Source organism: Pseudomonas sp. FSL R10-0056 (assembly GCF_009600105.1).
GTDB classification, from domain to species: Bacteria; Pseudomonadota; Gammaproteobacteria; order Pseudomonadales; family Pseudomonadaceae; genus Aquipseudomonas; species Aquipseudomonas bubulae.
Genome location: NZ_WIWL01000089.1, coordinates 62,613 through 87,528, shown reverse-complemented (window position 1 = coordinate 87,528; position 24,916 = coordinate 62,613). Strand labels below are relative to the sequence as shown.

The window sequence follows — 24,916 nt, the reverse complement described above, 5'->3', positions numbered from 1 at the left end:
TCATTTGCTTCATTGAAAAGCTCGGCGATTGGTGTCCGGGGATTTTGCCAAATCAGGAAGTCTTTTTCAGGATTTCCTTAGGTATGCAAATGGTGAGTCTGTCTGCTGAATCGGGCTACGCCTGGGCCATCGTTGATGCTAACCAGCGTGCGGCTCTATTAGTCGATCTGGGCGGTGCTGTAATTATCCCGAAGTATCAGCGTCTCGATCTGGTGGAGCAGACCATCGGGAATTCCGATCGGCGCTTGGCCGATGTCGAAGCGCTGGGATTGACTGCTGATGCGGCGTTCAAGTTTCAAGGCCTCACGCCCGAGAGTGGTTATGCGTGGGCGTTGGTTGATTCTGCGCAGCGGGCCGCGTTGCTGGTCGATCTGAGCGGTGCTGTCGTTCTTCCCAAGTTTCCCCGTCTGGATGTGGCGGAGCAGCGTCTGGCCAGTGTGGAGGGGTTTGGATTAACGGCTGATTCCGACTTCAGGTTTCAGTCGCTATCCCCGGAAAGCGGCTTTGTGTGGGCGCTGGTGGATAAAGATGGTCGCCGCGCCTTGGCCATCGATACGTCAGGGAAGGTGGTCGGTAACTTTGATGTGTCCGGGACGGTGGGCGGATATATCTCCTCGACCAAAGACCTTTACTTTTTGGGCGACAGTTTGACCAACGGGGCTGGAGGGCAAACTACTTGGCGTGAGGCTTTGGCGGCTTTAGTCAGTCCGCGCACCCATACCAACATCGCGATCGGCGGGCAGACCTCGCCACAAATCGCGGCCCGCGCCGGGGCCTACGTCGCCCTGCTGACCCTGGACGGTAACCTGATCCCGGCGAGCGGGCCGGTGGCCGTTACGGCCCGCACCATCGGGTTGCTGACAGGGCAGGGTCAGCAATCGATCAAGGGGCGGTTGTCCGGTATCTACGGCACTCTGACCCGCAGCAATGCCGATGACAGTTACAGCTTCACCCGGGAAACGGCGGGAGCACCCGTTCCAGTGGGTAAAAAGTTGGCCTTTGCGCCTGACATTGGCACGCATGGCTTTGATACCCAGACCATGCCAAGGGGTAGCGCCAACATAGGCCATTTGTTCGACGAGATGAGCCATGGGAGTGATTCCTTTGGGCGTGCCGGCATAAGTGCTGCGCGAGCGCAGCACTGGCCGGAGAATTTTGTAAGAGGATTAGGCCGGTAGGTTGAAGCGATGATTGCAGGCGAGGCAGAGGTTGTGGGCAAGCACATGGCGATCGAGCGACTCACCCATTTGGGCGCCTAGCGCACAGCCGCCGACACCGCCGGCCAGGCCGCCTAGGATGGCGCCTGACACTGAGCCGAGGGTGATTCCGACGGGCCCGGCGATAGCGCCGATAAGCGCACCAGCCTGACCACCTGTTAGAGCTGCGCTGACGCCACGGGCTGCACCGCCTACGGTGCCGATGGCAGCCCCGATTTTCATGGCGTGATGGAAAGAGGCAACTTTGGGGGAATGACAGCGAGGGCACTGTAATGACATGGGACGAACCTTCTCGGTGTTGATGTCATTACGGTTATGTAGGACTGAGATTTTTTTAATCGAAAATCTCTGTTGCTAGCAGCTCGCCCAAGGGTGCGACGGGCTGCAGTCGAGCCGAAGCGGGAACTCACCAGCGATCTGGATCGAAAGCTTTTACCAGGCCCATTTTGCGAACCGACATTCGGCGGCTGTCTGCGATGCCCGGCTACTCTAGGCGTGGCTAATTTCTCCCAAGCAGTCTTACCCATGTTGAAGCGACTTCGTCCTAGAGATGTTCCCGCGGGAAGGTATAGTGCCAAGGTCGAACAGGGGATCGCCTTGTAGCTGGCTCGACCATCGTGTTTACTGTGCCAGTATTAGCGCCGTCATGGCGCTAGCGCTGCTTTGACCAACATAAAGAGCCCAGGGAATCATGGCCGAGACGATAAACATCGCAAAGATGGCAGAGAGGCTGTCGAAGGGGATTTTCAACGAGTTTCTCTGGGGTCGCATGGAGCACACCAACATCAATTGGCCGTGCGAGAACCAGGAGGCACATGAGGTCAAGACCCATCCCTCTGATGTCGTCTTTTGGTACAACGAGCCCTATTCGCAGTCCCGCACCTATGTGAACTGCGACCTTAAGAGCTACGCGAAGGGCACCATCAAAACGAAGGCTATCCGGGAGGCGATCGAGAGTCTGGCCAAGAGTCTGCGATGCGCCGAGATCAGCCAGGAGTTTAGCGACACTTACATCCATCCGGATGTGTCGGCGAATATCCAGGGACTGCTTTTCGTCTACAACCACGATAATGAGTATGACAAGGACTTCGCCAAGATCCTTGAAAAGGTGAAGTGCGACGACTTGGACATCCCGAAGGGCTCTAAAATCGTTGTGATGGGGCCTGAGGATATTTACTGGCTGAACAACGTTCACCACGAAATCATCCACCTGCGCGGAGGTGCAGGTCTCGTGCCGGAGCGGGATTACTGCAAGTTCTACTACCCCCATCTGGTTCGCAGGAAGAATGTCCAATTGGAGCACGCCAAAGCTGCGACGCTGGATATGCTGACCGCACCTTGGATCATCTTGTCCTATGTGAACCCCAAGAATGGGAGCAAGCAGGGCTTCGTGATCTTCATGCGTAAGCGGGGATTCACGACCGATGAATTTCTATACCTCATCGAGTACCTGATGCACTACCAGGTAATAAAGGCCGAAACGGAGGTCACGATCCGCATGGTCGACCCGCATCAGAATGCTTCGGCCAATTTCGCCAAAGCCAAAGACCAGTACATCGCTGACTATCAGGGCGGAGGCGACCTTAGGCAGATTCTAGACTCCATTGACTTCGGAAAACTTGAACACGTACGCACCACCTTCTGTGAACTGGAGCTGTCTCGGCAATGAGCAAAAACGCGCTTCAGTACTGTGCTACGGATAAGGAAATCTACGACGCCTTGATGTCGGCTAAGCAGAAAATTAACGAAAAGGTTCTGCTTGAACTCGCGAAGGACAGGGGGATCTTCTACTCTGCCAAGGACAGCCGGGATGACTTGGTCAGTGCCATCTCGCTCCTCCCGCACGATTATCATGATCTGAACACCCTGCTGGAACAGCGGGAGCACTCTGGCCGACAGGAAAAACTCACTTCGGTAACGCTGCCAACCGCGCTGACCGTGGAAGGAATTCGTGAGGTCCTCCGGGAATACATTGAGGAATCTCCGGAGGACGAGAAGGTCACTCAGCAGATCAAGGACGGCAACCAAGTGGTCGCCAACATTAAGTACTCCGATGTCGACTATGGCAAGACGCGACTCGTCCAGCGCACACCCAAAGAAGCCTCGATCGAGTTCCACGTCTCTGCGGACAAAACGGTTATTCGGATGCCTGCGAACGACCGTGTGAAGGCTATCTTCTCGAAGCTCAAGGACAAGTTGGATACCAAGGCCAAGACTGAGATTCCCACCATCCGCATCGAACTCGGCGAGTTTCGGTCATCGGCCCTGCGCACAGAATTCTTTACGTCCCTGATCAGAGATCTCACGGGTTTCTCGCTGAAGAACGTCACTAGCGTGAAGGTTGAACGCTTGCCCCAGGAGCCTGAGGAAGACGAGCTCGACCTGGACGATGACCAGGAAGCTGAGGTGGCCAAAGAGGAGGCCTTGGCTCTGGTCAAGAACGTCGCACTTAAAGGTGAGACACTTCTGGCGTCTGAGGAGTACCAGAGTCTGACCCGGAAGGGCTTCTTCATCACGTCGATCATCTGGCGCTCGGTGCTGAACAAGGCACCACAACCGATGGTAGAGTTTGAGGCCGCTTTTGAGGATCCGGTACAAGGGAAAGGTTTCAAGTACTTTGTCCGAGGCGCCTATCGGATCGTTGAGCTTCAGTACACCAAGACGATCCGACCGGTCAGCGCCGAAGACAAAGAAACCTATCTGGGCATCATCGAAGAAACCGCTGCGAAGGTTATCAGGGGGCTGAGAGCGCAAGCTCAAGCGCGCGCTGAGCCGCAAGGAGAACCGACATGAACAGGGTGAGATGGCTGAATGCCCAATGGCCCTCGACGATTCGAGCTGTTGGGAAGAGGCTCATCGAGATGCCATTTACGGATGAAAGAATGGATGGCTTCGCTATAGAGCGAATCCGGGATGATTTCATCGAGGGACGTTACATCGAAAAGTACAATTACCAAGAGGTGGTCTCGACTCCTTTTGGTAGTGAAGAGGTGTTTGATCGGATTGGGTACCGGACGACAGAGTTCACCCTTTTTGATTCGCCGCCCCACATCGAACTAAGGAGCTACCAGCGCAGTATCAAGGAATTGATCAGTCGCCTGCTTGAAGCTTGCAGTTTCAACCTAGTAGTAACGCCTCCTACGGTTAACCTGATTGAGTGGGTCTCAGCTCTGCAGGTTGCCGTGGATCAGGACATCACTGTCGACTCGCTCCAGGTCTCGGGCGTCGAAATAGACGACGGGGTGACGGGAAAAATCTTGCTCAAAGGGGTAAAGGATGTGCGCGAAGCTACAGATATCCTGCTAGCCGGCCGCAAGCATGTGCTGGAAAAAGTCCAAGTGAAATTCGCCGGCCTTAATAAGACAGTCGCCATTCAGCTGTCCAATAACGGCACTGCGAAGCTCCCAGCAGTACTACCGAACGATCTTCTTCGTCATTTACGCGCTTCCTTTCCTCGCGGCGACAGCTGAAACAATTCCTTTAGGTGGCTCTATCGCTTGTATCGGCTGCTTGGCATATACACTGAGAGTGCGGGGGCGAGCCCGATGCACAGTCCAGGCAGCCGGCTGTCATGGTCGAGTGATTGCTTCTCACTGGTTGAAGCCACTCGTTAGCGTATTGAGACGACTTTTCGATAATGGTTCTGACAGAGTGCTGACACTGACAGGCTCCCAGTGGCAGCTTCCTGAGTGTGCTTGCTCCACCAGTCCATCATAGGGCGTCTGCGTTCGATGTAGTTCGCTCGGATGGAGGCGCTGTGTACGTCATCTTTATCGACATGAGCAAGCGCAACCTTGGTCAATTCAGGATCACAGCCGTGCTCGATGATGATGGTTCTCGCCATTGAGCGCATGCCATGACTTACCAGGCGCCCTTCGAAACTCATGCGCTTCAGCGCCATGTTGGCGGTTTGGCTGTGTGAGCAGCCAGCGGAATCACTTCGTTTGTGATCGCGGGATTGGAAAGTCCCACTACCTAAGCAATAACGGGATAACAAGCATCACCCCATAGAGTTTCCGGGTTATCCAGCATCAGCAAAATAATCACCGGCACCAACTTGCCGAGAAGGTTTGAGCAGTCGCGCAGCTGATCCCGGTTCACACTGCTGTTCCAGGTTGCGCCCCCATGCATGACCTGGTTTCGCAATGTATAAATTCGATTGAACAGAACGCCGAGCACTGCTGGGGTATTGCGGTTGGCCAACGCTTGCTGCGCTGCTCGCCGACCGCTGGCAAAGCGCTCGGTCCACTGTTGCTCGCTGATCTTGCCGTTCTGGTAATCCCAGAAACTCTGGAACACGAAGGGGTTGTCCAACAACGCGCGAATGCTGCCAGAGAACTCGGACCAGACCAGATTCTCGATCAGGTTGGCAGTGTCGAGCGCGCAGAGTTTGTCTAGGAACGCCTTGAACGTGGATTGCTCAGAAAGGCGGTACTGTTCGTCAATATCGGTGGCGTAGGCCGAGTTGAAGGCGATCCACAGGAAGATAAAACGCCCATCGATATCGTCAGCTTGCTCGGCACGATTGAGCCAACTCAGCGCCCGATGAACACGCAAGGTGAGGTTGGGGTGATGACATTCACGTTCCTGTCGATGACGGGTCTTGAGTGCTTGATGGTCCATGGGGTGCCGATCCTTGAGGTCATGGGCAGTACGTAAACAGAATAGGAACGTCTGAAAACTTTACGTATATTTTGGCTAAACCTAGGCATTGGTAGAGGAGTGTCTATCCAGGGCCTGAGAGCCTGCTCCATTTGTTTACCTGTACGGACAAACAACATGGACGGGGGCTGTGGTTTTGCTTAGGGTATGGCCATTCGATATTACCTGCAAGGTGGTCTGCATGAAGCGCGAACAGTTCCTGGCGCAACCTGAAGTTGAGTCCTTCATCGCATGGCTTGCAACGAACTTGCCGGCATTGACTTTCAAGCTGCGCTTCAAGTCGAGCAAATTTGTGCCTGGCGGTTTAACGGCTGATGTCCAGGGCATCGAGAAGATTCTTGAGCAATATCGCTGGAAGGCAAGCTGGCAAGATACCAACCAAAGCTCGGTTGATTCACAAACCTGGGCTGAAACTCAACGCTCTCTCGGGCAACTTCGCGAGTGGCTGACGAGTGCGGTCAACCTGGGGGATGAACAACAAGCGCTTCAGGCGTGTTTACAGATTCTTCGTTGGGGTGGTGTCCGGGGAGCCATTCCGTTTTTGCACCGACTGGCCGCAAAAGGCGAGTTGTCGAGCTATCTGAGAAAAATGGCCGGGCTCATGTCACTCGACGGCGACAACGATCTGAATGATCTCAACGCGATCAGTGTCGAGCGTTTCGATGCTGGCCTGACCAAGATTCATGCCTTGCTTGATGCGTCGGGGTCACCAATCTATGACAGTCGCGTCGGCGCAGCGATAGGCATGCTGTATTCGCTGTTTCGCCAGCAATGGACGGGGAGCGGCGAACCTCTGCTGGCTTTCCCGTCCGGAGGCGCTCGCGGCAGCCAGATCCGCAACCCGGAAGCGTTCTTGAACGGTTTGGCGGCGCCGCAATTTTCGGCGATCGATTATGCCGAATGGGCACGTTGGCAGGTGCGGTTGGGGTGGATTATCCGAGCCCTGCTTGAGCGTACCGGCTGGTTTGCTGAACAAGGGGCTCTGCCCGCGCGGTGCCACGCCTTCGAGGCCAGCCTGTTTATGCTCGGCTATGACCTGCGGTGTTTTGGTGTGATGCTGGCGTCTGACCCGAAGGCAGCAGGGCCAGTAATGTCTGCGCAGAAAAGTGAACGAGATGGCACTGGCTGGGTGCCTACCGGGCACCCCTTCAGTCAGGTCCTGAAGGATTATCTGGCCTTCCGCCACAGCGGTTCGCTCGACAATAAAGCGTCCTTCGTTGCATGGCTGTTGACTAACCCGCGTAACGAGAACCCGCTCACGCGTGCCACCGCGCAGGGCTATTGTTTCGCGTTTTCCATTGATGAGTTCGACCTGTTCGGCCGGCCGCTCGAAGAGCTCGAACGCATCGTCGACGGTGGCAAGGACGGATTGTGCGCGGCATTGGCCACCGAGACTTTGGAGCCGTTCACCCTGGGTGATGAACGGGCAAGTGTCTGTTTGGTAGATGTATTGATCACGGGCAATGCGTATCTGCGGGCGACGACCGAGAAAGAACGCATCGACTACCTCTTGAGCGCCGGATATGCGGGTACCGAGAACTCTTCCAAGACGCTGATGGCGTTGGGGCGCAACGTGGGCAAGCACTTCGGTCTGCTCGATGCAAAACATTTGCCGACGACCTTGTTCGAGCAGTTTTTCCGCGACTGCTCGCTCGACGCCTGACTCACACACGACATTCAATCAGCATGAAGCGTTTCTGGACGCTTCACCGGACTGGAAGCGACCATGCAAACCCGAAACGGAATTCAGTTGTACTCCGCCTCAGACATCTGCGGTTTTCTTGAGTGCCAGCACCTGACGGCGCTAGACCTTCAGAACCTTGTCATGCCTATGGAAAAAGCGGCGGCAAGCGATCAGAACCGATTGATACAGGACAAAGGATTGGCCCACGAGGCGGCCTTTTTCGAGCGGCTCAAAAGCGAATATGCCAACGTAGTCGACATTGCCGAGGGCAATCCGAGTTTCGCGCGTCGGGTGGAACTTACCATTCAGGCCATGAAGGCCGGCGCTGATATCATCTTCCAGGCGTCGCTTCAGGAAGGCGCCTTTATTGGTCATGCCGACTTCCTGCGCAAAGTGCCTCGGGCGTCGGCGCTGGGCGACCACAGCTATGAAGTGATCGACACCAAGCTGGCGAAAACGGCTAAGGCCAAGTTCCTTGTACAGGTTGCGCTTTATTCACGAATGCTGATCTCGATCCAGGGCGTACAGCCACAGTTCATGTACATCGTACTCGGTGATGCTGCTCGTACCGAGCAGGCATTTCGGGTCGCCGACTACGCCGATTATCTGGAGCATGTGCTACAGCGTTTCGAAGCGTTCGTGAATAGTGCCGAGCAACCCGTTACCTACCCGGAGCCGTGCGGGCATTGTGGGTTCTGCGCCTGGCGTGATCGCTGCGACGAACAACGACTGCAGGACGATCATCTCTCGGCGGTAGCTGGTATCAGCCGTTCGCAAATCCAGAAGTTACAGAGTGCCGGCGTGACCACATTGCACCAGCTGGCGGACAGTACTCACGACCTGCGCATTCCAAAACTGCAGACAGAGTCATTGAGCAAGTTGCGGCATCAGGCGCGTTTGCAGTTCCAGGGGCGTTCCAGTGATGTCCCGCTATTCGAGCTGCTTCCCGTGTCGGGTGAGCGACGTGGCTTTTATCGGATGCCCAAGGCGGTCGAGGGTGACCTGTTCTTCGATATGGAGGGCAATCCGCTGGAAGAGGGTGGCCTGGAATACCTCTTCGGTCTTTACATCGATGAGGGTGGGCAGCAAATATTCAAACCCTTTTGGGCGCATACCCGGGATGAAGAAAAGATCGCCTTCGAGCAGTTTATCGACTGGGTCATCGGCCATCTCAAGCGTTGCCCCGACGCGCATATTTACCACTACGCCAGTTACGAAGAAACAGCTATCAAGCGACTGATGAGCCAACACGGGACGCGCGAAGCGCAAGTGGACTGGTTGCTGCGCAACGGCAAGCTGATTGATTTGTACAAGGTCGTGCGCGAAGCTACTCGGTCTCCAGCCGCAAACCATCGCGACAAGCCGCGAGCAGGGGCCGCAGGATTTCTGGCCGAATCGGCCGGTCGGGTACTTCGAGCACTTTGGTGTGGGCGTAGGCCAGGGCCAGCCCGTCGATGTGCGGGGCCCGTTCATTGTTTTGGTAAAGCAGGTGCAGATAGGCACTGGCGCTGTCATCGATGAACAGCGGTTTGAACTGCTTACTCGGTACATAGCCCTTGCGTTGCTTGTCATATGTCAAGTTTCGGGGCGCATGTTCATTGATGTAGGTATTGATGTCCTTAGAGGCTTGCTGCCGGCTGATGCCGAAGCTCTGGATCAAGTGTCCCGTGGTCAGTCGCCCTTCCCACCAGGCGACGGTCTCGATCAAACGATAGCGAAGTGCCAGGTCCCAGCGCACTTGTTCGATGGATTGCTTGCGTTTCATACCGGCTCCATGTGTTTGAATACTTTACCTGTATAAGTCTACATTCTAGACCTGTCGTAAATCACTACATATCGTGTGTCTGTCTTCGGAATACATCGAAGACATGGAAGGATGTGAGCATGAGTATGCCGGACGTGGTTTCGACGGGTGCATTGGTGGTGATGGGCGTCATCCTGCTGGTGCTGGTACAGCAATGTTTGAAGATGAGTGAGCTTTGGGAAATGGTCGCGCATTGCCAGAAGGATTTGCGCTGGGCGCAGATCTGGGAAATGGAAAACCGCGAGCTGCGGTCGGCGTTGCGCGCTGAGCGAGAGCACGTCGCACAGTTGCAGCGAAAGCTGGAACTGCTGCAAGCGTTGATCCCGGTCGCAGAATAATCCGCAGTATCGCTCTCTAGGAGAAGGCATTCATGCCGATAAAACCCAGGCCCTTCACGTTTGTGTGTGAAGACTGCAACTGGAAGAAAACCATTGCACCGCGCAGCGATGCATTGATGCCCGGCGACTGGTTCGCCACCTGCCCGAAGTGCGGCAGCACCGCCCTGAAAATGCGCGCGGCAGGCTGGCTTGAGGCCGCTGCAGCGGAGCTTATGGCACGACGGGGGCTTTAAGGTGGCGGTAGGAATGAACAACGCGGCTGCGGTCGATCATGGCAATGTGGCATTATTTGTAGATCTTAATATACCGCAGCCGCACAACGCGCTGTCGTTGCACGATGGCGCCCCAAGGAGTTTCAGGTTTATGGATCAAGCAGTGCTGTACATCGATGCGCTTGAGGCCGAATGCAAGCGTCTCCAGCTGCAACACACAGAGGTCACGCCACTCAAGCCGCGCATTGCTGCCTGGGGGTTGGTCAAGGCCGGCAAAAGCTCGTTGCTCAACATGCTGAGCGGACATGTACACCAGGAATACTTCGCCACCGGCGCGGTGCGTACCACCCGCATCAACCAGCAGCTTGAGCTTGAGCATTATGTGCTGGTCGATACACCGGGCCTGGGCATCGAACAGAGCGACAGCCAGCAGGCCATGGAAGGGCTCGATATTGCTGATATCGTGCTGTTCGTTCACGCGCCTCCGGGGGAGCTGGACGAGGAACAAGTGAACCTGCTGCTCAAACTGCGTGACGTCCATGGCGATGCGCTCGAACAGCGGCTAGTGCTGGTGTTCAGTCTTCTGGACCTGGATCAGAACGACGCGATGGCGCAGGTGCGTGAGCGCATTGAAGGCCAGGTGCTACGTTGCCTGGGGTTCCAGCCGACGTGCTTTGAAGTCTCTAGCCGCCGTTATCAGCGCGGTGTTGAGTTGGGCCGAGAAGGGATGAAGGCCAAAAGCGGCATTCCCAGCCTGGCCTTGCATCTTGACCAGATGTCGAGCGAAAAGGCCCCGTCACTCGCGGCGGCTCGCCAGCAGCGCCTGATGCAACGCCGTGAGGAATTGAGCGCCGCGCTTGATCAAGCCATCGAGCGTGAGCAAGTAGTGATCCAGACCCTCTGCGCGCCCTACATCCACACGGCCACCGCCTTTATCGAACTGATGAGCAGCGTTCAAAGCAGTTTTTCGGCCAAGACCGCCGAGATTCGCACTGCCCGCGAAAAGTTGAATAGCCTTTAAGTCAAGGAGACTTGCAATGCCTCTACCCTGGTTAATTGGTGCCGTTGCGGTGGCCGCCGTGACAGCGATCGTCAAGGCCGTGTCTGATGACAGCCCGTCTTCAAGCTCATCCACCTCTTCAAGCTCCGGTGACGCCGAGCGCCGCAAGCAGGAACTTGCCGCCAAACGCGAGCGCGAGCAGCAAGGCTTGAAGGATCGGATCTCGAACCTGGAAAAAGATCGCCGCGAGCAATTGAAAACTCAGCTCAACAGCGCCGCGCAAACCCTGGGTCAGCCTATGAAGGCAATGGGCCCCGCAAAGACGGCGACTCAGCTGGAGCAGGCCGTCGCCAACCAGCAATATTCGGTCTCAGCGTATGGCGATGCGATGAAGATCATTCTGCACGCTGACTCGGCGTTCTCTGCGGTGAAATCCAAGCGCTTCCTTTTGCAGCTCAATGTGCTTGAAGCCCTGACTGCGCCGCTGGCTGCCCAACAGGCGGAGCAGCAGGCCCAGGCTCAACTCCAGCAATCGGCGGCGCGAATCAAGCGTTTGCAGCAATTGAAAAATACCGTGGAGCAGTTGGTATGAATGCCGTGACCCGTGACGAATTGATGGGTGCTTTCGAAAGACTCCAGGCCCAGTTCGAAGAGCAGAAAAGCGACATCCACGCCAAGGATCGCACGTTCAATTTGCTGCGCCAGGAGTTTATCTCCAGCAACCTCGAGCACACCCAGGCGCTGCTCGGCGCTGTCAGCAGCGACAACCCGTTGCACAAGCTGGCGCAAGGTCTCTCGCAGCGTCTGGCGGACCAGTTCGAGGTGTGGCAAAAACAAGTCAAAGCCCGCGTCAAGGGTGCGGAATTCCGCGAAAACGTCAACGACTCCCTGCTGGTATTCGTCTACGGCAAGGTCAAGTCCGGCAAGAGCTCACTGGGTAACTACGTCGCCTGGGGCCATAGCGAGCCTACGGCGCAGTTGAAGGCGCAGGCGAAGGTTCAACCGGTGTACTTCTCTGCCGAGCAGACGGCGGTGGAAGGCGGTGACAAGCACAAGGAGGCCGAACAGAATTTGCAGTTTCGCGTCGGCGCCACCGAAGCGACCAGCTCGATCCAGGGCTTTCGCTTGCCCGGCCTGACCTGGGTCGATTCGCCCGGCCTGCATTCGGTCAACCGGGCCAATGGTGACCTGGCGCGGGAGTACGTCGAGCACGCTGATCTGATCCTCTACACCATGAGTTCCCAAGCTCCGGGCAGGGCTTCCGATATGGGCGAAATCGGTGAGTTGCTGGCCGACGAGAAGTCATTGATGGTGTTGCTGACTGGCAGCGATACCACCGAGGAAGATGAGGACGACGACGGCAACGCGGTGTGTGAGATCGTCATGAAGCCGGCGAAGGATCGACAGGCACAAGTCGATTATGTGAACAACGAGTTGCAGAGGCTGGACGACAAAGCGCTGAAATACACGCGTGTTGTGCCGCTGTCGACACGCTTCGCGCAAACCCGCCCGGATGCTCTGGCTGCCAGTGGTGTGGGGGAATTGTTTCAGACGCTCAAGGCCATCTGCGACAGTAATGCGCTGCAGCTCAAGCTGGCCACGCCGATGAAAAACTTGAGCAACGCGATCAAGGACACTGCGGCGGATCTGGCCCTTGTGGCGGATCTGGCCAACGGCTTCGAGCAGCAGATCCGCGAGCAGGGCAAGGCCATCGAGCAGGAAGTGCGCAACCTAGGTCTGGCGGGCGCCGCGCAGATGAGCCGCTACGTCAATCAACTGTTCGACGCCGGCTACAACGAAAAGCTTGAAGGCAAGTTGCGTGACCAACTGACGCGGGTTCTGGGTGACCGGGCTGATGATGCGATGAAGCACATCGACAAGACACAACAAGCCGGGTTGCGCCGCGCCTTCGACGCAAGCCGCTTAAGCGCCTTGCCTGAATACCGTGAGGTGACTGTTGCCAAGGAATACCGGACCGGCACCGAATCGGGGACCAAGACGGCCTGGGGCGCGGGCGGGACACTGTTGGGTGGGGCGGTGGGATTTCTCGTGGGAGGCATACCCGGAGCGCTCCTCGGTGCGTCCATTGGCAGTGCTTCCAGTCTTGCCGGTCGCAGTGCCAAGGCCCGCTATGAAACGCACCAAGTGGTGGTCGGCGACAACCTGGAGGAGCAGCGCCAAGCCGCCCTCGACGCTTACGCCAACGCCGTGCCGGCCTTGCTGGCCGAACACGTCATGGGCCTGTATGAACCGGTGCGCGCCAGCATGCAGCGTTATTGCGAGGTGCTCGTTACCGAGATTACCCGCTTGAACGACAGACTCGATTCCCTCGTGGAGACTCCACAGCCATGACTCAACAACCCCCAATGTCCCACGTCCTGTCGCTCTACGATGACGTGGACGAACTGTGTGCCGTGTACAACCCCTCGGCTACACCGGCCATCCGCAAGATGGTGGCGGCCCGGAAGGCGAGTGCTGCGGCGACCATCATGGTCTACGGCGTGTACAACGCCGGCAAAAGCACGCTGATCAATGCGTTGCTTGGCGCCGAGCAGGCGCAGGTTGCCGATACGCCGGAAACCGACAAGATCCAGGGCTACCGCTGGGGCGACTTCGAGATCCTCGATACGCCGGGTATCGACGCACCACAAGCCCACGAGCAGGTGACGCGCGAGCAGTTGTATGGCGCCGACGTGGTGATCTTTGTGGTCAACCCGTTGGGCGTTGTCGAAGAAGAAGCCACGCTTTCGGCGCTGCTGGAGTTGGTCGCACGCAACAAACAGATCTTTCTGGTGCTCAACCGCAAGAACCCGTTGGAGCCGCTGGAAGCCGAGCGAATCAAGGACCAACTGCGCGAACGCATCCAGCAAATGGCCCAGGCGCGCGGGTTGCCGCCAGTGCTGCAGGCAATTCCGATCCTGGAGGTCAACGCCAGATCGGCACTCAAGGGCAAGCTAGAGCACAAGGGTAATCTGCTGCAGAACTCGGGCTTTCCGAAGTTCGAAAGTGAGCTCAACCACTTCTTTGCCTCGATAGAGCAGCGTCAGATTGTTGCCGGTGTGGCCACCGATCTGAGCGGCTTCCTGAGTGAGACGCTGACGCTGCTGGACCAACAGCGCGATCAGGCCTCCAGCGCTCGCATCGATGCGTTCTACGCGCAAATCGCACGGCGTGAGATTGACCTGCGCACACTGCTAAAAGCATCAGTACAAGCCAAGGCGGCCGGGGTGGCCAAGGGCGCGATGATGGCAATGCACCAGGACGCCGAGGGTGCTCAAGCCAAGATCGACGGGCTGATCCGGCGCGCCAACGAACAGGTGTGTGGCGAGCTGGATGACGAGCTCAAACGCCTTGCGCTGGATGCGGCGCAATTGCTCGAGGAGATGCTCGATCAGGTCCGCGTGCAGCACCCAGACATGCCGTCCACGGGCGCATTGAATATCCCCGGCGCCTCAGCTGGCGAACCTGCCGGGGCTACAGATTCGGCCGTCGATATGAGCTTGCTGGAAGCGGGTGTGCGCCAGGCGGGCGGAGCGCTGAAGACCGAGCACGTGGTGACGGTGATGAAGTTGGGCAAGGAGTGGCTGCCCACCCTGTTCAAGGGGATTGGTCCGATCACCATGGGTAAAGTGGCTGAGCAGGTTGTAGGCAAGGTGCTGCCTGCCATCGGCGTCGTCTACCAGGTCGGCAAATTGATTTACACAGCTTTTGCCGGCGACCCGGAGCAGCAACGCCTCGAAGAACAGGCTCGCCAGGAGCAGCAGGAGCGTGAGCGGCGCGACCAGGCGATCAAGAGCCTGGGCGACGATATTGCCTGGGAGTTCTCGCGGGCATTGACCGAGGTGGTGGAAGCCAATATCAAAAGCAACTTTGCGCTGGTCAACGACAAGCTCAAGGCCTTGCGCGGCAGTCTCAGCCAGACCGAGCGCAAGCTCAGCGAAGATCGCGAGCTGCTGGTGCAATGCCAGGTCACCCTGGATACCTATGTCTGAACACCGCCAGGCATTCCCCTGCAACCGCTGCATGCAGTGCTGCAAGCGTGTCCACCTGTTGCCACAAACAGCCGGGATGGACCGAGGTGACGGGGTGTGCAGGAATTTGGACGAAGCCGATGGTGGCTGCCGTATCTACGCAACTCGGCCGGATATCTGCCGCGTGGATCGGCAATACGAACTGAATTATCAACGGACGATGACTTGGGATGCGTTCGTGGAAATAAACGCAGCGGCCTGCAAGCAGCTGCAAACGATGTGATGTGTTGATCATTTGAATATTTAAGGAGGCAGTAATGTTGGACGTAGCTGATCGGCAACAGGACGCGATTGATGACGTCATTCGTGACGCCGTGCGGGGTTCCGGCAAGGTCAATATCGTCGTCGCAGGCAAGACGGGCGTGGGTAAAAGCACCCTGATCAACACGGTGTTCCGTGGGCAGTTGGCGAAGACCGGCTCCGGCACCCCGGTGACGCAGCAGATCGAAGAGATCACCAAGGAAGGTCATCCAATCACGATCATCGATAGCAAAGGTCTGGAGTTGAAGGACTACGCGACCATTCTCAAGGATCTGGAGAGCTTCCTTGAGTTACGTGCGGGGCATCACGATGAAAACAAGCACATCCATGCGGCATGGATTTGCATTCAGGAAGGCGGTGATCGGATTGAGCAGGCGGAAATCGATCTCTGCCGTGTGTTGATCGATCAATCCATTCCAGTGGTGGCGGTTGTCACCAAAAGCATGTTCGCCAAGGACGTTGACTTTCACCTCAAGGTCAAAAAGCTGTTGCCCGGCGCTTCAGCCGTAGTACGGGTGCGCGCAGAGGCGCAACAGATCGAAGACGACGAAGGCAACGTTTTCAAGTTCGGAGTCAAAGGTATCGACGAGCTGATCTATGAATCTGCGAGGCTGATCCCCGAAGCAAAAAAGCGTGCATTCGCGAATGCATTGAGCTCGCGGCATCAATCTTCCATGAAAATCAAAGTCGAGCAGGCTGAGAAGGAAGTATTGATCGCCAGCGGCCTGGCAGCGGCGGCGGGGGCTACGCCGATTCCATTTTCAGACTCTTTTGTATTGATACCGATTCAAGTCGGGATGCTGGCTAAGATTGGTGTGACGTTTGGAATGGAAGTCAGTACCAGTGCGTTGACGACCCTGGTGGCATCGGCGCTGGGTTCGAGTGCAGCAAGCTTATTGGGCCGGGCGGTCGTGACCGGTTTGCTCAAAATGATTCCAGGTGTGGGCAGTGCGGTAGGCGGCACTATCGCCGCGACAACGGCTGCGACGCTGACGAAAGGTTTGGGAGCGGCCTACATTTCGGTGTTGACGGATTTCTGCAATAACAACCCGGGCAAGGAGCTTAATATCAGTTTGATCGGTGATGAGCTGAAGAGAAAACTCTCACTCAAGTAGTGTGCGACTTCTATGTCGACCTGCCAGAGTCCTGGCAGGTCGACAAGGGTTGTCTCTAGTTGTGAGCACAAGTCGTGGAGGCATTTATCTTCATTAAGGGCGACTCATGGTTACTATGTTTTAATTGGCCCAATGACTTTGGAAACTTCAACTGGGCTCTATGATGGCGCCCAAGTCTGAGGTGTTTTTTATATCCGTAGCCTTTGGTTTTATGAGTATCTCAAGGTGTTCGCTTAGTAGGTTCCATGCGGCAGTCATTTCGGATGTATAGCTGTGGCGCTGGTAGATTCGCTTCACCTTATTGTCTTCGGTGTGATTTAGGCAGCGCTCAGCCACTTCAGGTATCACTCCCAGTGCGGTCATTAACGTTGCGCCTGTGCGACGAAGGTCATGAGGAGTCCATTTACCACCCGGAAGCAGCAGGCTTTGAGCTTTAGCACTGCGTCGGCTCATTGTTCCTTGCTCAGGCTGGCGTTGACGATCACCCAGCTGTTTGGTCACGGTCTTGGAGTTGACTGGACCACTGTTATCGGTATTTGGGTAGCACCAGGCCGAACTGCTATTGATGCTCTGAACCCGCTCGAACTGATTTACAGCGAAGTTTGACAGGAAAACAGTATGCGGCTTGCCATTCTTGCTGTGCTCAGCAGGAATTAACCAAGTGCGCTGCTTGAGGTCCACATACTCCCAACGACTATTTAGTAGCTCACCGATGCGGCAGCAGGTGGAAAGTGCAATCCAGATTGCAGCTTCTGTCGTCATTAGAAGTCCCGCCTCTGGAGCTTTCTTCGCAAGGCTACGAATTTCATCATCAGTCAATACTCGGTCGCGTTCGACGTCTTTACCGCCAATTTTCGCTTTTCGGATACTGGCGCTGGGATCGTGCTCTATGAGGTCACGGTCTACTGCGAATCTGAACATCTGGCGCATCAGGGAGAAGGCAATTTTTGCAGCACGGTTGACGCCTCTGGCAAGCATGGTGTCAGTTACTTCTGTGATGTGGCCTTTTTTCACGTCCGCTACGGCGTATTGGCCTAGAAAGGGCAATACGTCTTTTTCAAACATTCGACGCACTTCTGCGCCGCCATCTTTGCGATTGATCAAGTCGATCTTGGCCCAGTGTTCAAACAGCTCGGCAACGCTCTTGCGGGATGCCTGGCGGGCTAGCTCGGTTTCTGCAGTGGCTCTCTCCTCGTCTAACCGTGCTAGCTCGGCGTTGCGGGCAGCGATACGTGCAGTTTCTTCGGACTCAAGGTGTTCACGGATGTTTTTGATGCCTGTTTTATGAAGACTGGCCAATTCCATTGCTCTCTGTCGTGCATCCGAAAGAGTCATTGTTGCGGCATCATCCCCAGCACCATAAGTTCCGATTGGGAGAGCGTATCTCTTGCCTGCCTCGTTGGTGTATTGGAAGTAGAAAAGGCGGTCACCCGATGGCGTGATGCGGGCCAGAAGTGATCCATGGCCCCAAATCGCGACTTCACTCAACCATTTATGGGTTTGGCCAGGCTTGGCCTTCATTGCCTTGTCTGTAATGTTGGCCATGTACTTGCTCTTGGTAGTGAATTGGTAGTGAATTGAGATGGGCTTTGGGGGGATGTTAGCGGATGCTAATGGACAGTGGTAGTGGGTAAAATCAACATGTTCAGAGTGTTATGAGGAAGTGTTGGATCTTGCAGGACGTTGCTGGATAAAGATTCACCTTTATGGGGTGCTAGGGGTCGAGTGTTCGAATCACTCCGTCCCGACCATATTATTCAATGACTTAGCCCAATCTTCGCAGGTTGGGCTTTTTCATGTGCGTGACTTTTGCGTGACTTCTCCACATTTCACGCCTGCCTTCTCTTCAGAATCGTCAGCACCGTCCCACGCGAGTCAGTGGCTGACACCTTATTTGCAGCTTCTATCAGCTGCCCCAGCTCGGCGCCGGAGTAGTGACTGGTGATGCTACCGCTCTTGTGCCCGAGCAATGCCTTGCGGTCTTCCTCGGTTACGCCTGCTGCCCGAAGCCGTCGGCCAAACGTGTGTTTCAAGTCGTGAATCCTGATCGACTGATAGCCAGGGTGAGCGGGGCGAAGGTTTTTCTCCTGCCAGAGTTTCGCCGCTCTCACTCGCGCCTTCTTCCAGGCTGAGTCATTCATCCGGTGCATTGCGGAGCCGTTGTAGGGGAATACCCATTCCTTGCTGATACCGCGCTGCTTCTCAATGATCGATATGGCCACGGTGTTGAGCACCACCAGACGCTCATCACCATTCTTCACTCCCGACCGCTCATGCCGGCCGCCAAAATCGGCCGGTATCAGAAACACACTGGTGCCCAGTTCCGCTCCCGCAATCTCCCAATCCCACTTCAATGTGCAAACCTCCTGCTCGCGACAGCCCGTGTTCACCTTGAACAAGGCCATCGTCTGCAAGTGGGCGGGCAACTCGCCAAAAAGAATCGACTGCTCTTCCCAGGACATGGGGTAGGGCTTGCGGCTCGATTTCTTCTCTTCCAGTTTTGTCAGCATGGGCACGCTGTCCAGCCAAAGCAGCTTTTGTGCACCGGGTATCGGTCTTATCGACTTGATCCCAGATCCGCATATTCATGGACACGACAAAATCCTTGCCGCGATCTACGCAGCATCAAGAAGGGGTAGGGGAAATATGAGTTGCTAAACATTATCATTCGTATTTAAGATATGTTATTACGTTTCAACTCACCGCAAGGAGCCTCACCGATGAAAGTGCTGTCCTCACTCAAAGAAGCGAAAAATCGTCACCGTGACTGCCAGATCGTTAAGCGCCGTGGCCGTATTTATGTGATCTGCAAAACCAATCCGAAATTCAAGGCTCGCCAGGGCGCAGCGAAGAACAAGAACAAAGGCAAGGGCTGACCTTACGCAACGTCGGCTTTGCGTTGATCCGCCCGGTCGGCAGCAAGGTCTGTCGCCAGTTCCTCGGCGCGGGCCTGGCCGTACTCATTGGCTCGGGGACGAATCAGTGACTCGGCAAGATCATGCAGGGCTGTAGGGTGTTGCCTGGACTTGGCTGGGTCCAGAGCCGTGCAGGCCAGGTCGTAGACCTTGCCGTGTATGCAGCGTCCACCGGCAACGATTTCGCAAATCATCTGCTCGATCGGATATTCGCGGTTGTCGGTCAGCAGAGGGGCGATGTGTTCTTGTGCGCCGAGGTGTTCGGCCAGTGCTTCGTATAGTGATTGTGGTGTCACCAATGTCACCTGTTTACCGAAGGGGCGCGGCGCCGTGACGGTGTCGCCGCAGATCAGGCTGTTGATGGCATCGTAAAGCCAGTCCGGGCCTTCGACGGTATCCAGAAAGTCAGTCATGGCAGCGACTCCTGTTCGAGTTTACGGGCGAAAGCCTTTCACCTTGCCGGTACCGGTATCGACGATGTGGAAGAACTCGCCACTCTCTGGCACTACCCGGTAGCGCGGGGCGCTCTTCGGTGTGCTGGAGCCGGCAAGCCCGAGGCTAAGCGCGACGAACATATTGCGGCTCTGGTTTATTGCGAGCGCTACATCACAGTAAGCGCGTTGACTTGGGGTCATGGTCGCCTGCAGAGCTGTGGATTATTCATCTTCACTTCTTTCGCTGACATTCATGGGGATGAAATGAGTTTTTGAAGTTGGCTAGGATTGAGTATTTATGCGCTGAAATTTAATGAACCCTTTGAAGGGGAGCGCTTCTAAAGTCATTCAGTCCATCGGAGGCGTGCTGTGACTAAGATCATCACTGAGGAAATCCGGCTTCATCAGGAGTCGCCCTCAGACGTTTTTCTATTTGGCACTCCTAAAGATCGTCTAGATTTCTATCGGAGAGAAATTCACTATGAAACAAGTTTGCTCTCGAATAGAACGAACGCATATTTAACGGCCCAATCGTTCTTGGTTATTGCGTTTGCCTCTTCAATGGCGAACCTCAATCCCAGATGGGGCGAGCTTTTTACCTTGGTTGTACCAACCTTGATGGCCATCCTAGGAATATTTAGCTCATTGCATGCCTGGCCTGGGTTTAGGGCCTCGTATGTCATCATTGATCATTGGCATTTCAAACAAAGTCACTTATTGCGCAGTGACCCGGTTATGGGGGAGGCCTATGATGACTCACCCTTATTTAACGAAAAAGAATCGAGTCAGCAGGGGTATCGCAAATCGCTAATGTTCTCTATGAGGACACCATGGCTATTTGTAATTTTTTGGGCGCTGCTTGCAGGTTTTTGTATTTATGTTCAGCTCACTAATTCTAGTCCGTGAGCCTGGTAAACCTTTTCTATGATGGCTGACATTTCACCGTAGACTTTCCACAGCTTTCATTCCCTCCAACCTGCTCAGCGAGCGGCCTGCAGTGATGCTTTCCGTTCAGGCTGCGCTATGCCTGAATGCGCAGGTAAATCTCCTCCCGGTGACCCACCGCGTGTGGCCAATCAGAAGATTAACTTTATGACGCGGGAGCTATACGACAAGGCAGCAGCGCTTAAAAGCGCAGCGTTTGCAGCTGTTGTGGGTTCCGTGGCGAGCAGAGCGATTATTGATCAAGGGACGAATGCCAGCGGCAGCTTTATAAAGTTTGCAGATGGCATGTTGATCACATGGGGTATACGCATCATCAGTTATGGCGCAGGGGGTGATCTTCGCGCAGGACGCGGTTGGCGCCTTTGATTGCTGTCGAAGTTCAGTGGATCGAGCAGGAGCGTAAGTTTGTGGATGAGCAGTTGGAGGCCATCGAGGATGGCGAGCAGGTGCGGGTACGGAGCGCTTGTGGCGCGACTACCGTACTCAGATTCGAGCCTGGAAGCTGGATGCAGAGGGCTATCCCGATTCAAACATGCGGCCATTACGCCCAAGCTAGCCTGGGAGAAGTCCCGGTCGTCCAGTCGATGGCCCACATTCCCACATTTGTGCGAAGATCAGGGCGTAGATCACGTATGGAGTTGCCACATGAGCCGCCTGACCATCGACATATCCGAGCAGCAGCATCAGAGCCTGAAAGCGTTGGCCGCCTTGCAGGGCAAGACGATCAAGCAATACGCCATCGAGCGCCTGTTTCCGGGCAATGTCGACAATGATCCGGCATGGCAAGAGCTCAGAGGCGTACTGACCGCCCGCATCAATGATGGCCTGGCGGGCAAGGTTTCAGACAGGAGCATTGGTGACATCCTCGACGAAGAACTGTCTGGGGAAAATCGGGTTTGAGCGGTGCTTACGTTCTTACGCTTGAGGCTGAAGCCGACTTGCGCGGGATCATCCGCTACACGCGCCAACAGTGGAGTGACCAGCAGGTGCGTGTGTACATCGGCAGACTGGAACGCGGGATCGCGCGCCTTGCGGCCCGTCAAGGCGCGTACAGGGACATGAGCGACCTCTACCCGACGTTGTTGATGGCTCACTGCGAACACCATTACGCATTTGCCCTGCCGCGTGAAGGTGGACCTGCTTTGATCGTGGCGATATTGCATGAACGCATGGACCTGATGACGCGACTGGCAGAACGGCTGAACAAGTGATGTCTTGCTGAAATGAAACTGCAGTACCGAACCCGCCAAGTGCGGGATTTTTTTGTCTCGAGATAGGCATGCCTTCCAGCGAAGCAAGACTTCAGCCCATGTCGTTGGAAATGATGGCATAAAGCCTGCTACAGTCGGCGCCGAAATTATCCAGGTAAGGAAGTACCAAGTGAAGGGCATCCAGTTTTTGGCTGTAGTCGGCGCGGCATTGTTGATGAATGGCTGCGTGGTGCAGAGCACCTATAGCAAGACTATTTCAGTGACGAAAGATGCCAACGGCAAGATCATTCAAACGGTTGAAAGCGAAACTGTGGTTCAGCCAGCCAATGGCTATCCAATGCGCCTGGAGAAAATCAAAGGTATCCAGCCACAGTAAATACCTGCACCGATTCAAAGAAACCCGCCGAGTGCGGGTTTTTTATTATCTAAAGAAACTCATGCCCATCACAGCGCGGCAACTGCTGCTGATCCTCCCGAAACCGAACGCACCGATCTGGCCAATGCCAACTCTGCGCAAATCCTGGCAGAGCAGGGCAAGCGCCTCGCCCTGGAGCAATGGCTGGCAGCCAGTGACCAATCCCATTACCGAGCCCTGACCGATGAGAAAACCAAACAGGCACGCCTGCGTGATCGCCTTGCCACTGCCGGCGGCGTGGTTTATGGCGCCCATAGAGCCCAATTTGGCCCAGCGCATGCTCAACGAATTATCGGAATCACCAGCGACGACGATCAAGGATTGATCGCGCTGCAGGCCTGTCAGGCCTATGCCAAAGAAGTATCAGGCACAAAGTAAAAGGAGCGGCCGAAACTGGATGCATCAACATCCAACCCGGCCACCAAACCCGCAGATTAGCCCTGCAAGCCCAGTCAAGGCTCCTGCTTCGTGCACAAAGCGGAGCGAGCCTAAAACCTGTTTATCCATACAGCAAAGGTCTTGCACATCATGTCTTCACCCATCATCCCTTGGATGGGCGGCAAACGCCGCCTGGCCGACCGTCTTATCCCACTGTTCCCGCCCCATGAATGCTACGTTGAGTCTTCGCCGGTGGCGGGGCGCTTTACTTCCTGCGCCCACAACCTGTTCCGGTTGAAGTACTTAACGACATCAACGGCGACCTGGTGACCCTGTACCGCGTGGTGCAGAACCACCTGGAAGAATTCGTGCGTCAATTAGGTGGGCTCTCAGCTTACGGCAGATATTCGAGTGGCAAAAAAATGACCCGCCCGGAAACCCTGACCGACATCCAGCGCGCTGCAAGGTTCTTCTACCTGCAGCACCATGCCTTTGGTGGTAAGGTTTCAGGGCAGAGCTTCGGTACCGCAACAACAGCTCCAGCAATCAACCTGCTTCGAATTGAAGAAAACCTGTCTGCAGCCTGGCAGCGCCTGGCCGGCACCTACGTCGAAAACCTGCCCTGGCTTGAGTGCGCAGAGCGCTACGACCGGCCGCACACCTTCCATTACATGGACCCACCTTACTGGCAGACCGCTGGCTACGGCGTCGACTTCCCGTTTGAAAACTACGAGCGCATGGCTGATTTTATGCGTCGCTGCAAAGGTAAGGTGATGGTCAGCATCAACGACCATCCGGACATTCGGCGAGTGTTTGAGGGGTTTCATTTTGAGACAACCGAGATCAGGTACACGACCACGAATCAGCGGCAGGGGAAGGCTGAGGTGACGGGAGAGTTGATTGTGATGAATTGGGAGCAGGAGGCTTTGGGGGGGCTATTTTAGTAAAGCTTTAGGGTGGTTGGCTGTAACCGCCCTAAAGCTACTATTTCCCTAAATCTGCAATCGCCTAGGATTGAACCAACTCTAAAGTCGTGCTTGTCCGAAAAACCAACGCTCACTCAAAATTGATCGATGCCCTGATCAGAGAGGCTCTCGCCAATATCTTGCCGACTTCTATAGATTTTATTGATCGGCTAGTAGAAAATTTAATTTTTACATGACCGTGATCAAATATATTTTCCGGTCTGATTGTCCCGAGTCCTGATGCACTTAATCATATTGGGCGAAATTGTTCCATCATAGAGGAACCAGCCAGGGTCGGAGATGGCACCTGAATATTGAACATCTCGTACTTCCTTATCATATTTCTTGGTTGCTATATGATCATGACCTAATGGATACCGAGTGCTGACCAGAATAGCTGCTTTGAAAAGGTTTTTATGTATTTTCGAGTAGTTCATCTGCGTCAGTATTAGATTAATAAAGCTGTTGTAGTCCAATAAATTTGGATCTGTATCGCTAATGTCCAGCTCTACAACTACCTCTGTCTGGTCGAATAGTTGCAACTGTCTATTGGGCGATTGACCTGTGATCAGTTGAGGATAAACGCTGGCCATGAATTGGAACTCTGGAGACGTCTGCTCGTAAAGCAATTGTCCGGTTATCAATCCATGTCCGCTCGGGTCAAGCCTTGATGTTAGGGAGACAAGCTTCGGTTTGCCGTTCTCTTGACATGGAACCTTACCAGGGAGAATTCCGTTTTTGAGAATGTCGTTGATAGCACCAGCACGGGTGAAATGATAAAGCAGCATGTTCGATTATTGTCCTTGTGGAGATGCTACAGACAATATCACACACGCAAAAAAACAGGCATCTGCAATGCTAAATTAGGATTGTAGTGCTTCGCTTATGGAACGACGTTATGGTAGCAAGGGCGCCCGGACAGTCGGAATACGATCTTGGAAAATCGGAAAGCCCCAGCGAGAATTCAGCCATAACGTCTATTGCTCGACACATATGATACGCTCGGGTTTACCGACATAGGAGGTGCAAGATGAACTACAAGGGTAAGGCTGATTTAACGCTCCATTGCTTATATAGCAATCCCAGAAGAATGGTCATCCTGCCAGATAGAGACGTAGAGATCGAGAGCTGTGATAGCGGCACCAAAATCTCTGTTGAACTTGGTGAGTCAGGGCTTACGGTAGATGAAATTGACGTCTCTGTATCCGGAAATATTCACCGGTTCTTAGTCGACACAACCATCAATGCCAATCGTCAGTACACGCTCCACTGTTCCCCTCTTGCTGTTTGATAAGCTCTAGCAGTCTGTAGGACAGGAGGAGTCTCGTA

27 protein-coding genes and 5 pseudogenes are annotated in these 24,916 nt (G+C 55.1%); 23 read left to right on the top strand and 9 right to left on the bottom strand.

Translation table 11 applies throughout. The features are described from left to right. On the top strand, window positions 1-1,178 hold a 1,178-nt coding region (locus tag GHO42_RS25660; RefSeq protein ID WP_218575989.1), incomplete at its 5' end, for a hypothetical protein. Here GHO42_RS25660 and GHO42_RS04670 read toward each other — a convergent pair. Next, complete coding sequence (locus GHO42_RS04670; protein ID WP_153327026.1) at window positions 1,167-1,496, bottom strand: hypothetical protein; 330 nt, start codon at window positions 1,494-1,496, stop codon at window positions 1,167-1,169. The two genes, GHO42_RS25660 and GHO42_RS04670, sit on opposite strands and share 12 nt — an antisense overlap. A 412-nt stretch (window positions 1,497-1,908) precedes the next feature. Between GHO42_RS04670 and GHO42_RS04665 the strand changes: the two genes are divergently transcribed. The 3 genes from GHO42_RS04665 to GHO42_RS04655 are packed head-to-tail and all read left to right on the top strand — an operon-like array spanning window position 1,909 to window position 4,687. Further along, window positions 1,909-2,886 (top strand): hypothetical protein, encoded by a 978-nt coding sequence (locus GHO42_RS04665; protein ID WP_153327024.1) that lies wholly within the window; start codon window positions 1,909-1,911, stop codon window positions 2,884-2,886. Continuing rightward, the gene (locus GHO42_RS04660; RefSeq protein WP_153327023.1) at window positions 2,883-4,010 is read left to right on the top strand and encodes a hypothetical protein; all 1,128 of its coding nucleotides are present in this window, start codon (window positions 2,883-2,885) and stop codon (window positions 4,008-4,010) included. The genes GHO42_RS04665 and GHO42_RS04660 overlap by 4 nt, the downstream gene beginning before the upstream one ends. After that, window positions 4,007-4,687 (top strand): hypothetical protein, encoded by a 681-nt coding sequence (locus tag GHO42_RS04655; protein ID WP_153327021.1) that lies wholly within the window; start codon window positions 4,007-4,009, stop codon window positions 4,685-4,687. Before GHO42_RS04660 ends, GHO42_RS04655 begins: the two co-directional genes overlap by 4 nt. A gap of 140 nt (window positions 4,688-4,827) precedes the next feature. Here the strand turns inward: GHO42_RS04655 and GHO42_RS26000 are convergent. Next, window positions 4,828-5,136 (bottom strand): annotated as a pseudogene (locus GHO42_RS26000) (integrase); the annotation flags it as partial. 56 nt (window positions 5,137-5,192) lie between these two features. Beyond that, window positions 5,193-5,840: a HEPN domain-containing protein gene (locus tag GHO42_RS04650; protein WP_153327020.1), complete on the bottom strand. Its 648-nt coding sequence runs from the start codon at window positions 5,838-5,840 to the stop codon at window positions 5,193-5,195. Between the two features lie 220 nt (window positions 5,841-6,060). On the opposite strand from GHO42_RS04650, the gene GHO42_RS04645 reads away from it, so the two are divergent. Together GHO42_RS04645 and GHO42_RS04640 are read left to right on the top strand one after the other, a co-directional pair. After that, on the top strand, window positions 6,061-7,542 hold the full coding sequence (locus GHO42_RS04645) for a hypothetical protein (protein WP_153327018.1): 1,482 nt from the start codon (window positions 6,061-6,063) through the stop codon (window positions 7,540-7,542). 63 nt (window positions 7,543-7,605) lie between these two features. Beyond that, window positions 7,606-8,853: pseudogene (locus tag GHO42_RS04640) on the top strand (TM0106 family RecB-like putative nuclease); the annotation flags it as partial. Window positions 8,854-8,893: 40 nt separating this feature from the next. Here GHO42_RS04640 and GHO42_RS25995 read toward each other — a convergent pair. Further along, window positions 8,894-9,328 (bottom strand): annotated as a pseudogene (locus tag GHO42_RS25995) (WYL domain-containing protein); the annotation flags it as partial. 119 nt (window positions 9,329-9,447) lie between these two features. Between GHO42_RS25995 and GHO42_RS04630 the strand changes: the two are divergent. From GHO42_RS04630 to GHO42_RS04595, 8 genes are all read left to right on the top strand, one after another. Further along, the gene (locus tag GHO42_RS04630; RefSeq protein ID WP_153327016.1) at window positions 9,448-9,705 is read left to right on the top strand and encodes a hypothetical protein; all 258 of its coding nucleotides are present in this window, start codon (window positions 9,448-9,450) and stop codon (window positions 9,703-9,705) included. Between the two features lie 32 nt (window positions 9,706-9,737). Continuing rightward, window positions 9,738-9,938, top strand: a complete 201-nt coding sequence (locus GHO42_RS04625) for a hypothetical protein (RefSeq protein ID WP_153327014.1) — start codon at window positions 9,738-9,740, stop codon at window positions 9,936-9,938. Window positions 9,939-10,068: 130 nt separating this feature from the next. Then, entirely contained in the window at window positions 10,069-10,938 is an 870-nt protein-coding gene (locus GHO42_RS04620) for a GTPase (RefSeq protein ID WP_153327012.1), read from the top strand. Window positions 10,939-10,954: 16 nt separating this feature from the next. Then, window positions 10,955-11,509 carry a hypothetical protein gene (locus GHO42_RS04615; protein WP_153327010.1) on the top strand — a complete coding sequence of 185 codons (555 nt, stop codon included), beginning with the start codon at window positions 10,955-10,957 and terminating at the stop codon, window positions 11,507-11,509. After that, on the top strand, window positions 11,506-13,269 hold the full coding sequence (locus tag GHO42_RS04610) for a dynamin family protein (RefSeq protein WP_153327008.1): 1,764 nt from the start codon (window positions 11,506-11,508) through the stop codon (window positions 13,267-13,269). The genes GHO42_RS04615 and GHO42_RS04610 overlap by 4 nt, the downstream gene beginning before the upstream one ends. Then, window positions 13,266-14,909: a dynamin family protein gene (locus GHO42_RS04605; protein ID WP_228394080.1), complete on the top strand. Its 1,644-nt coding sequence runs from the start codon at window positions 13,266-13,268 to the stop codon at window positions 14,907-14,909. Before GHO42_RS04610 ends, GHO42_RS04605 begins: the two co-directional genes overlap by 4 nt. Then, window positions 14,902-15,171, top strand: coding sequence for a YkgJ family cysteine cluster protein (locus tag GHO42_RS04600; protein ID WP_153327006.1), 270 nt, complete (start codon window positions 14,902-14,904; stop codon window positions 15,169-15,171). Before GHO42_RS04605 ends, GHO42_RS04600 begins: the two co-directional genes overlap by 8 nt. 34 nt (window positions 15,172-15,205) lie before the next feature. Continuing rightward, entirely contained in the window at window positions 15,206-16,324 is a 1,119-nt protein-coding gene (locus GHO42_RS04595; RefSeq protein ID WP_153327004.1) for a GTPase, read from the top strand. A gap of 147 nt (window positions 16,325-16,471) precedes the next feature. On the opposite strand, the gene GHO42_RS04590 is transcribed toward GHO42_RS04595, so the two are convergent. Beyond that, window positions 16,472-17,869 (bottom strand): site-specific integrase, encoded by a 1,398-nt coding sequence (locus GHO42_RS04590; RefSeq protein WP_153327002.1) that lies wholly within the window; start codon window positions 17,867-17,869, stop codon window positions 16,472-16,474. Between the two features lie 284 nt (window positions 17,870-18,153). Then, a pseudogene (locus GHO42_RS04585) lies at window positions 18,154-18,852 on the bottom strand (tyrosine-type recombinase/integrase); the annotation flags it as partial. Window positions 18,853-19,044: 192 nt separating this feature from the next. Here GHO42_RS04585 and ykgO point away from each other — a divergent pair. After that, window positions 19,045-19,200, top strand: coding sequence for a type B 50S ribosomal protein L36 (gene ykgO / locus GHO42_RS04580; protein ID WP_095020762.1), 156 nt, complete (start codon window positions 19,045-19,047; stop codon window positions 19,198-19,200). A 2-nt stretch (window positions 19,201-19,202) separates the two neighbouring features. On the opposite strand, the gene GHO42_RS04575 is transcribed toward ykgO, so the two are convergent. Both GHO42_RS04575 and GHO42_RS04570 read right to left on the bottom strand, forming a co-directional pair. After that, window positions 19,203-19,652, bottom strand: coding sequence for a hypothetical protein (locus GHO42_RS04575; protein ID WP_153327000.1), 450 nt, complete (start codon window positions 19,650-19,652; stop codon window positions 19,203-19,205). Between the two features lie 21 nt (window positions 19,653-19,673). Beyond that, entirely contained in the window at window positions 19,674-19,874 is a 201-nt protein-coding gene (locus tag GHO42_RS04570; protein WP_153326998.1) for a hypothetical protein, read from the bottom strand. A 168-nt stretch (window positions 19,875-20,042) separates the two neighbouring features. Here GHO42_RS04570 and GHO42_RS04565 point away from each other — a divergent pair, with 168 nt between their 5' ends. The 7 genes and pseudogenes from GHO42_RS04565 (at window position 20,043) to GHO42_RS04535 (ending at window position 23,566) form a co-directional block, all read left to right on the top strand. Then, the gene (locus GHO42_RS04565; protein ID WP_095002910.1) at window positions 20,043-20,579 is read left to right on the top strand and encodes a hypothetical protein; all 537 of its coding nucleotides are present in this window, start codon (window positions 20,043-20,045) and stop codon (window positions 20,577-20,579) included. Between the two features lie 684 nt (window positions 20,580-21,263). Further along, a complete protein-coding gene (locus GHO42_RS04560; protein ID WP_095002908.1) occupies window positions 21,264-21,518 on the top strand; it encodes an antitoxin in 255 nt (84 codons plus the stop codon). Further along, window positions 21,515-21,829 (top strand): type II toxin-antitoxin system RelE/ParE family toxin, encoded by a 315-nt coding sequence (locus GHO42_RS04555; protein ID WP_150628178.1) that lies wholly within the window; start codon window positions 21,515-21,517, stop codon window positions 21,827-21,829. The genes GHO42_RS04560 and GHO42_RS04555 overlap by 4 nt, the downstream gene beginning before the upstream one ends. Window positions 21,830-21,998: 169 nt before the next feature. Further along, the gene (locus tag GHO42_RS04550; RefSeq protein ID WP_138738271.1) at window positions 21,999-22,205 is read left to right on the top strand and encodes a hypothetical protein; all 207 of its coding nucleotides are present in this window, start codon (window positions 21,999-22,001) and stop codon (window positions 22,203-22,205) included. A gap of 99 nt (window positions 22,206-22,304) precedes the next feature. After that, window positions 22,305-22,622 (top strand): annotated as a pseudogene (locus tag GHO42_RS25990) (lysis protein); the annotation flags it as partial. A 150-nt stretch (window positions 22,623-22,772) separates the two neighbouring features. Beyond that, window positions 22,773-22,952, top strand: a complete 180-nt coding sequence (locus GHO42_RS04540) for a hypothetical protein (RefSeq protein WP_153326994.1) — start codon at window positions 22,773-22,775, stop codon at window positions 22,950-22,952. Beyond that, window positions 22,895-23,566: a DNA adenine methylase gene (locus tag GHO42_RS04535; protein WP_153326992.1), complete on the top strand. Its 672-nt coding sequence runs from the start codon at window positions 22,895-22,897 to the stop codon at window positions 23,564-23,566. Before GHO42_RS04540 ends, GHO42_RS04535 begins: the two co-directional genes overlap by 58 nt. Window positions 23,567-23,790: 224 nt before the next feature. Here the strand turns inward: GHO42_RS04535 and GHO42_RS04530 are convergent, their stop codons facing one another. Beyond that, the gene (locus tag GHO42_RS04530; protein ID WP_095023646.1) at window positions 23,791-24,375 is read right to left on the bottom strand and encodes a hypothetical protein; all 585 of its coding nucleotides are present in this window, start codon (window positions 24,373-24,375) and stop codon (window positions 23,791-23,793) included. Window positions 24,376-24,617: 242 nt separating this feature from the next. Between GHO42_RS04530 and GHO42_RS04525 the strand changes: the two genes are divergently transcribed. Then, complete coding sequence (locus tag GHO42_RS04525) at window positions 24,618-24,878, top strand: hypothetical protein (protein ID WP_095023647.1); 261 nt, start codon at window positions 24,618-24,620, stop codon at window positions 24,876-24,878. Window positions 24,879-24,916 lie beyond the last annotated feature (38 nt).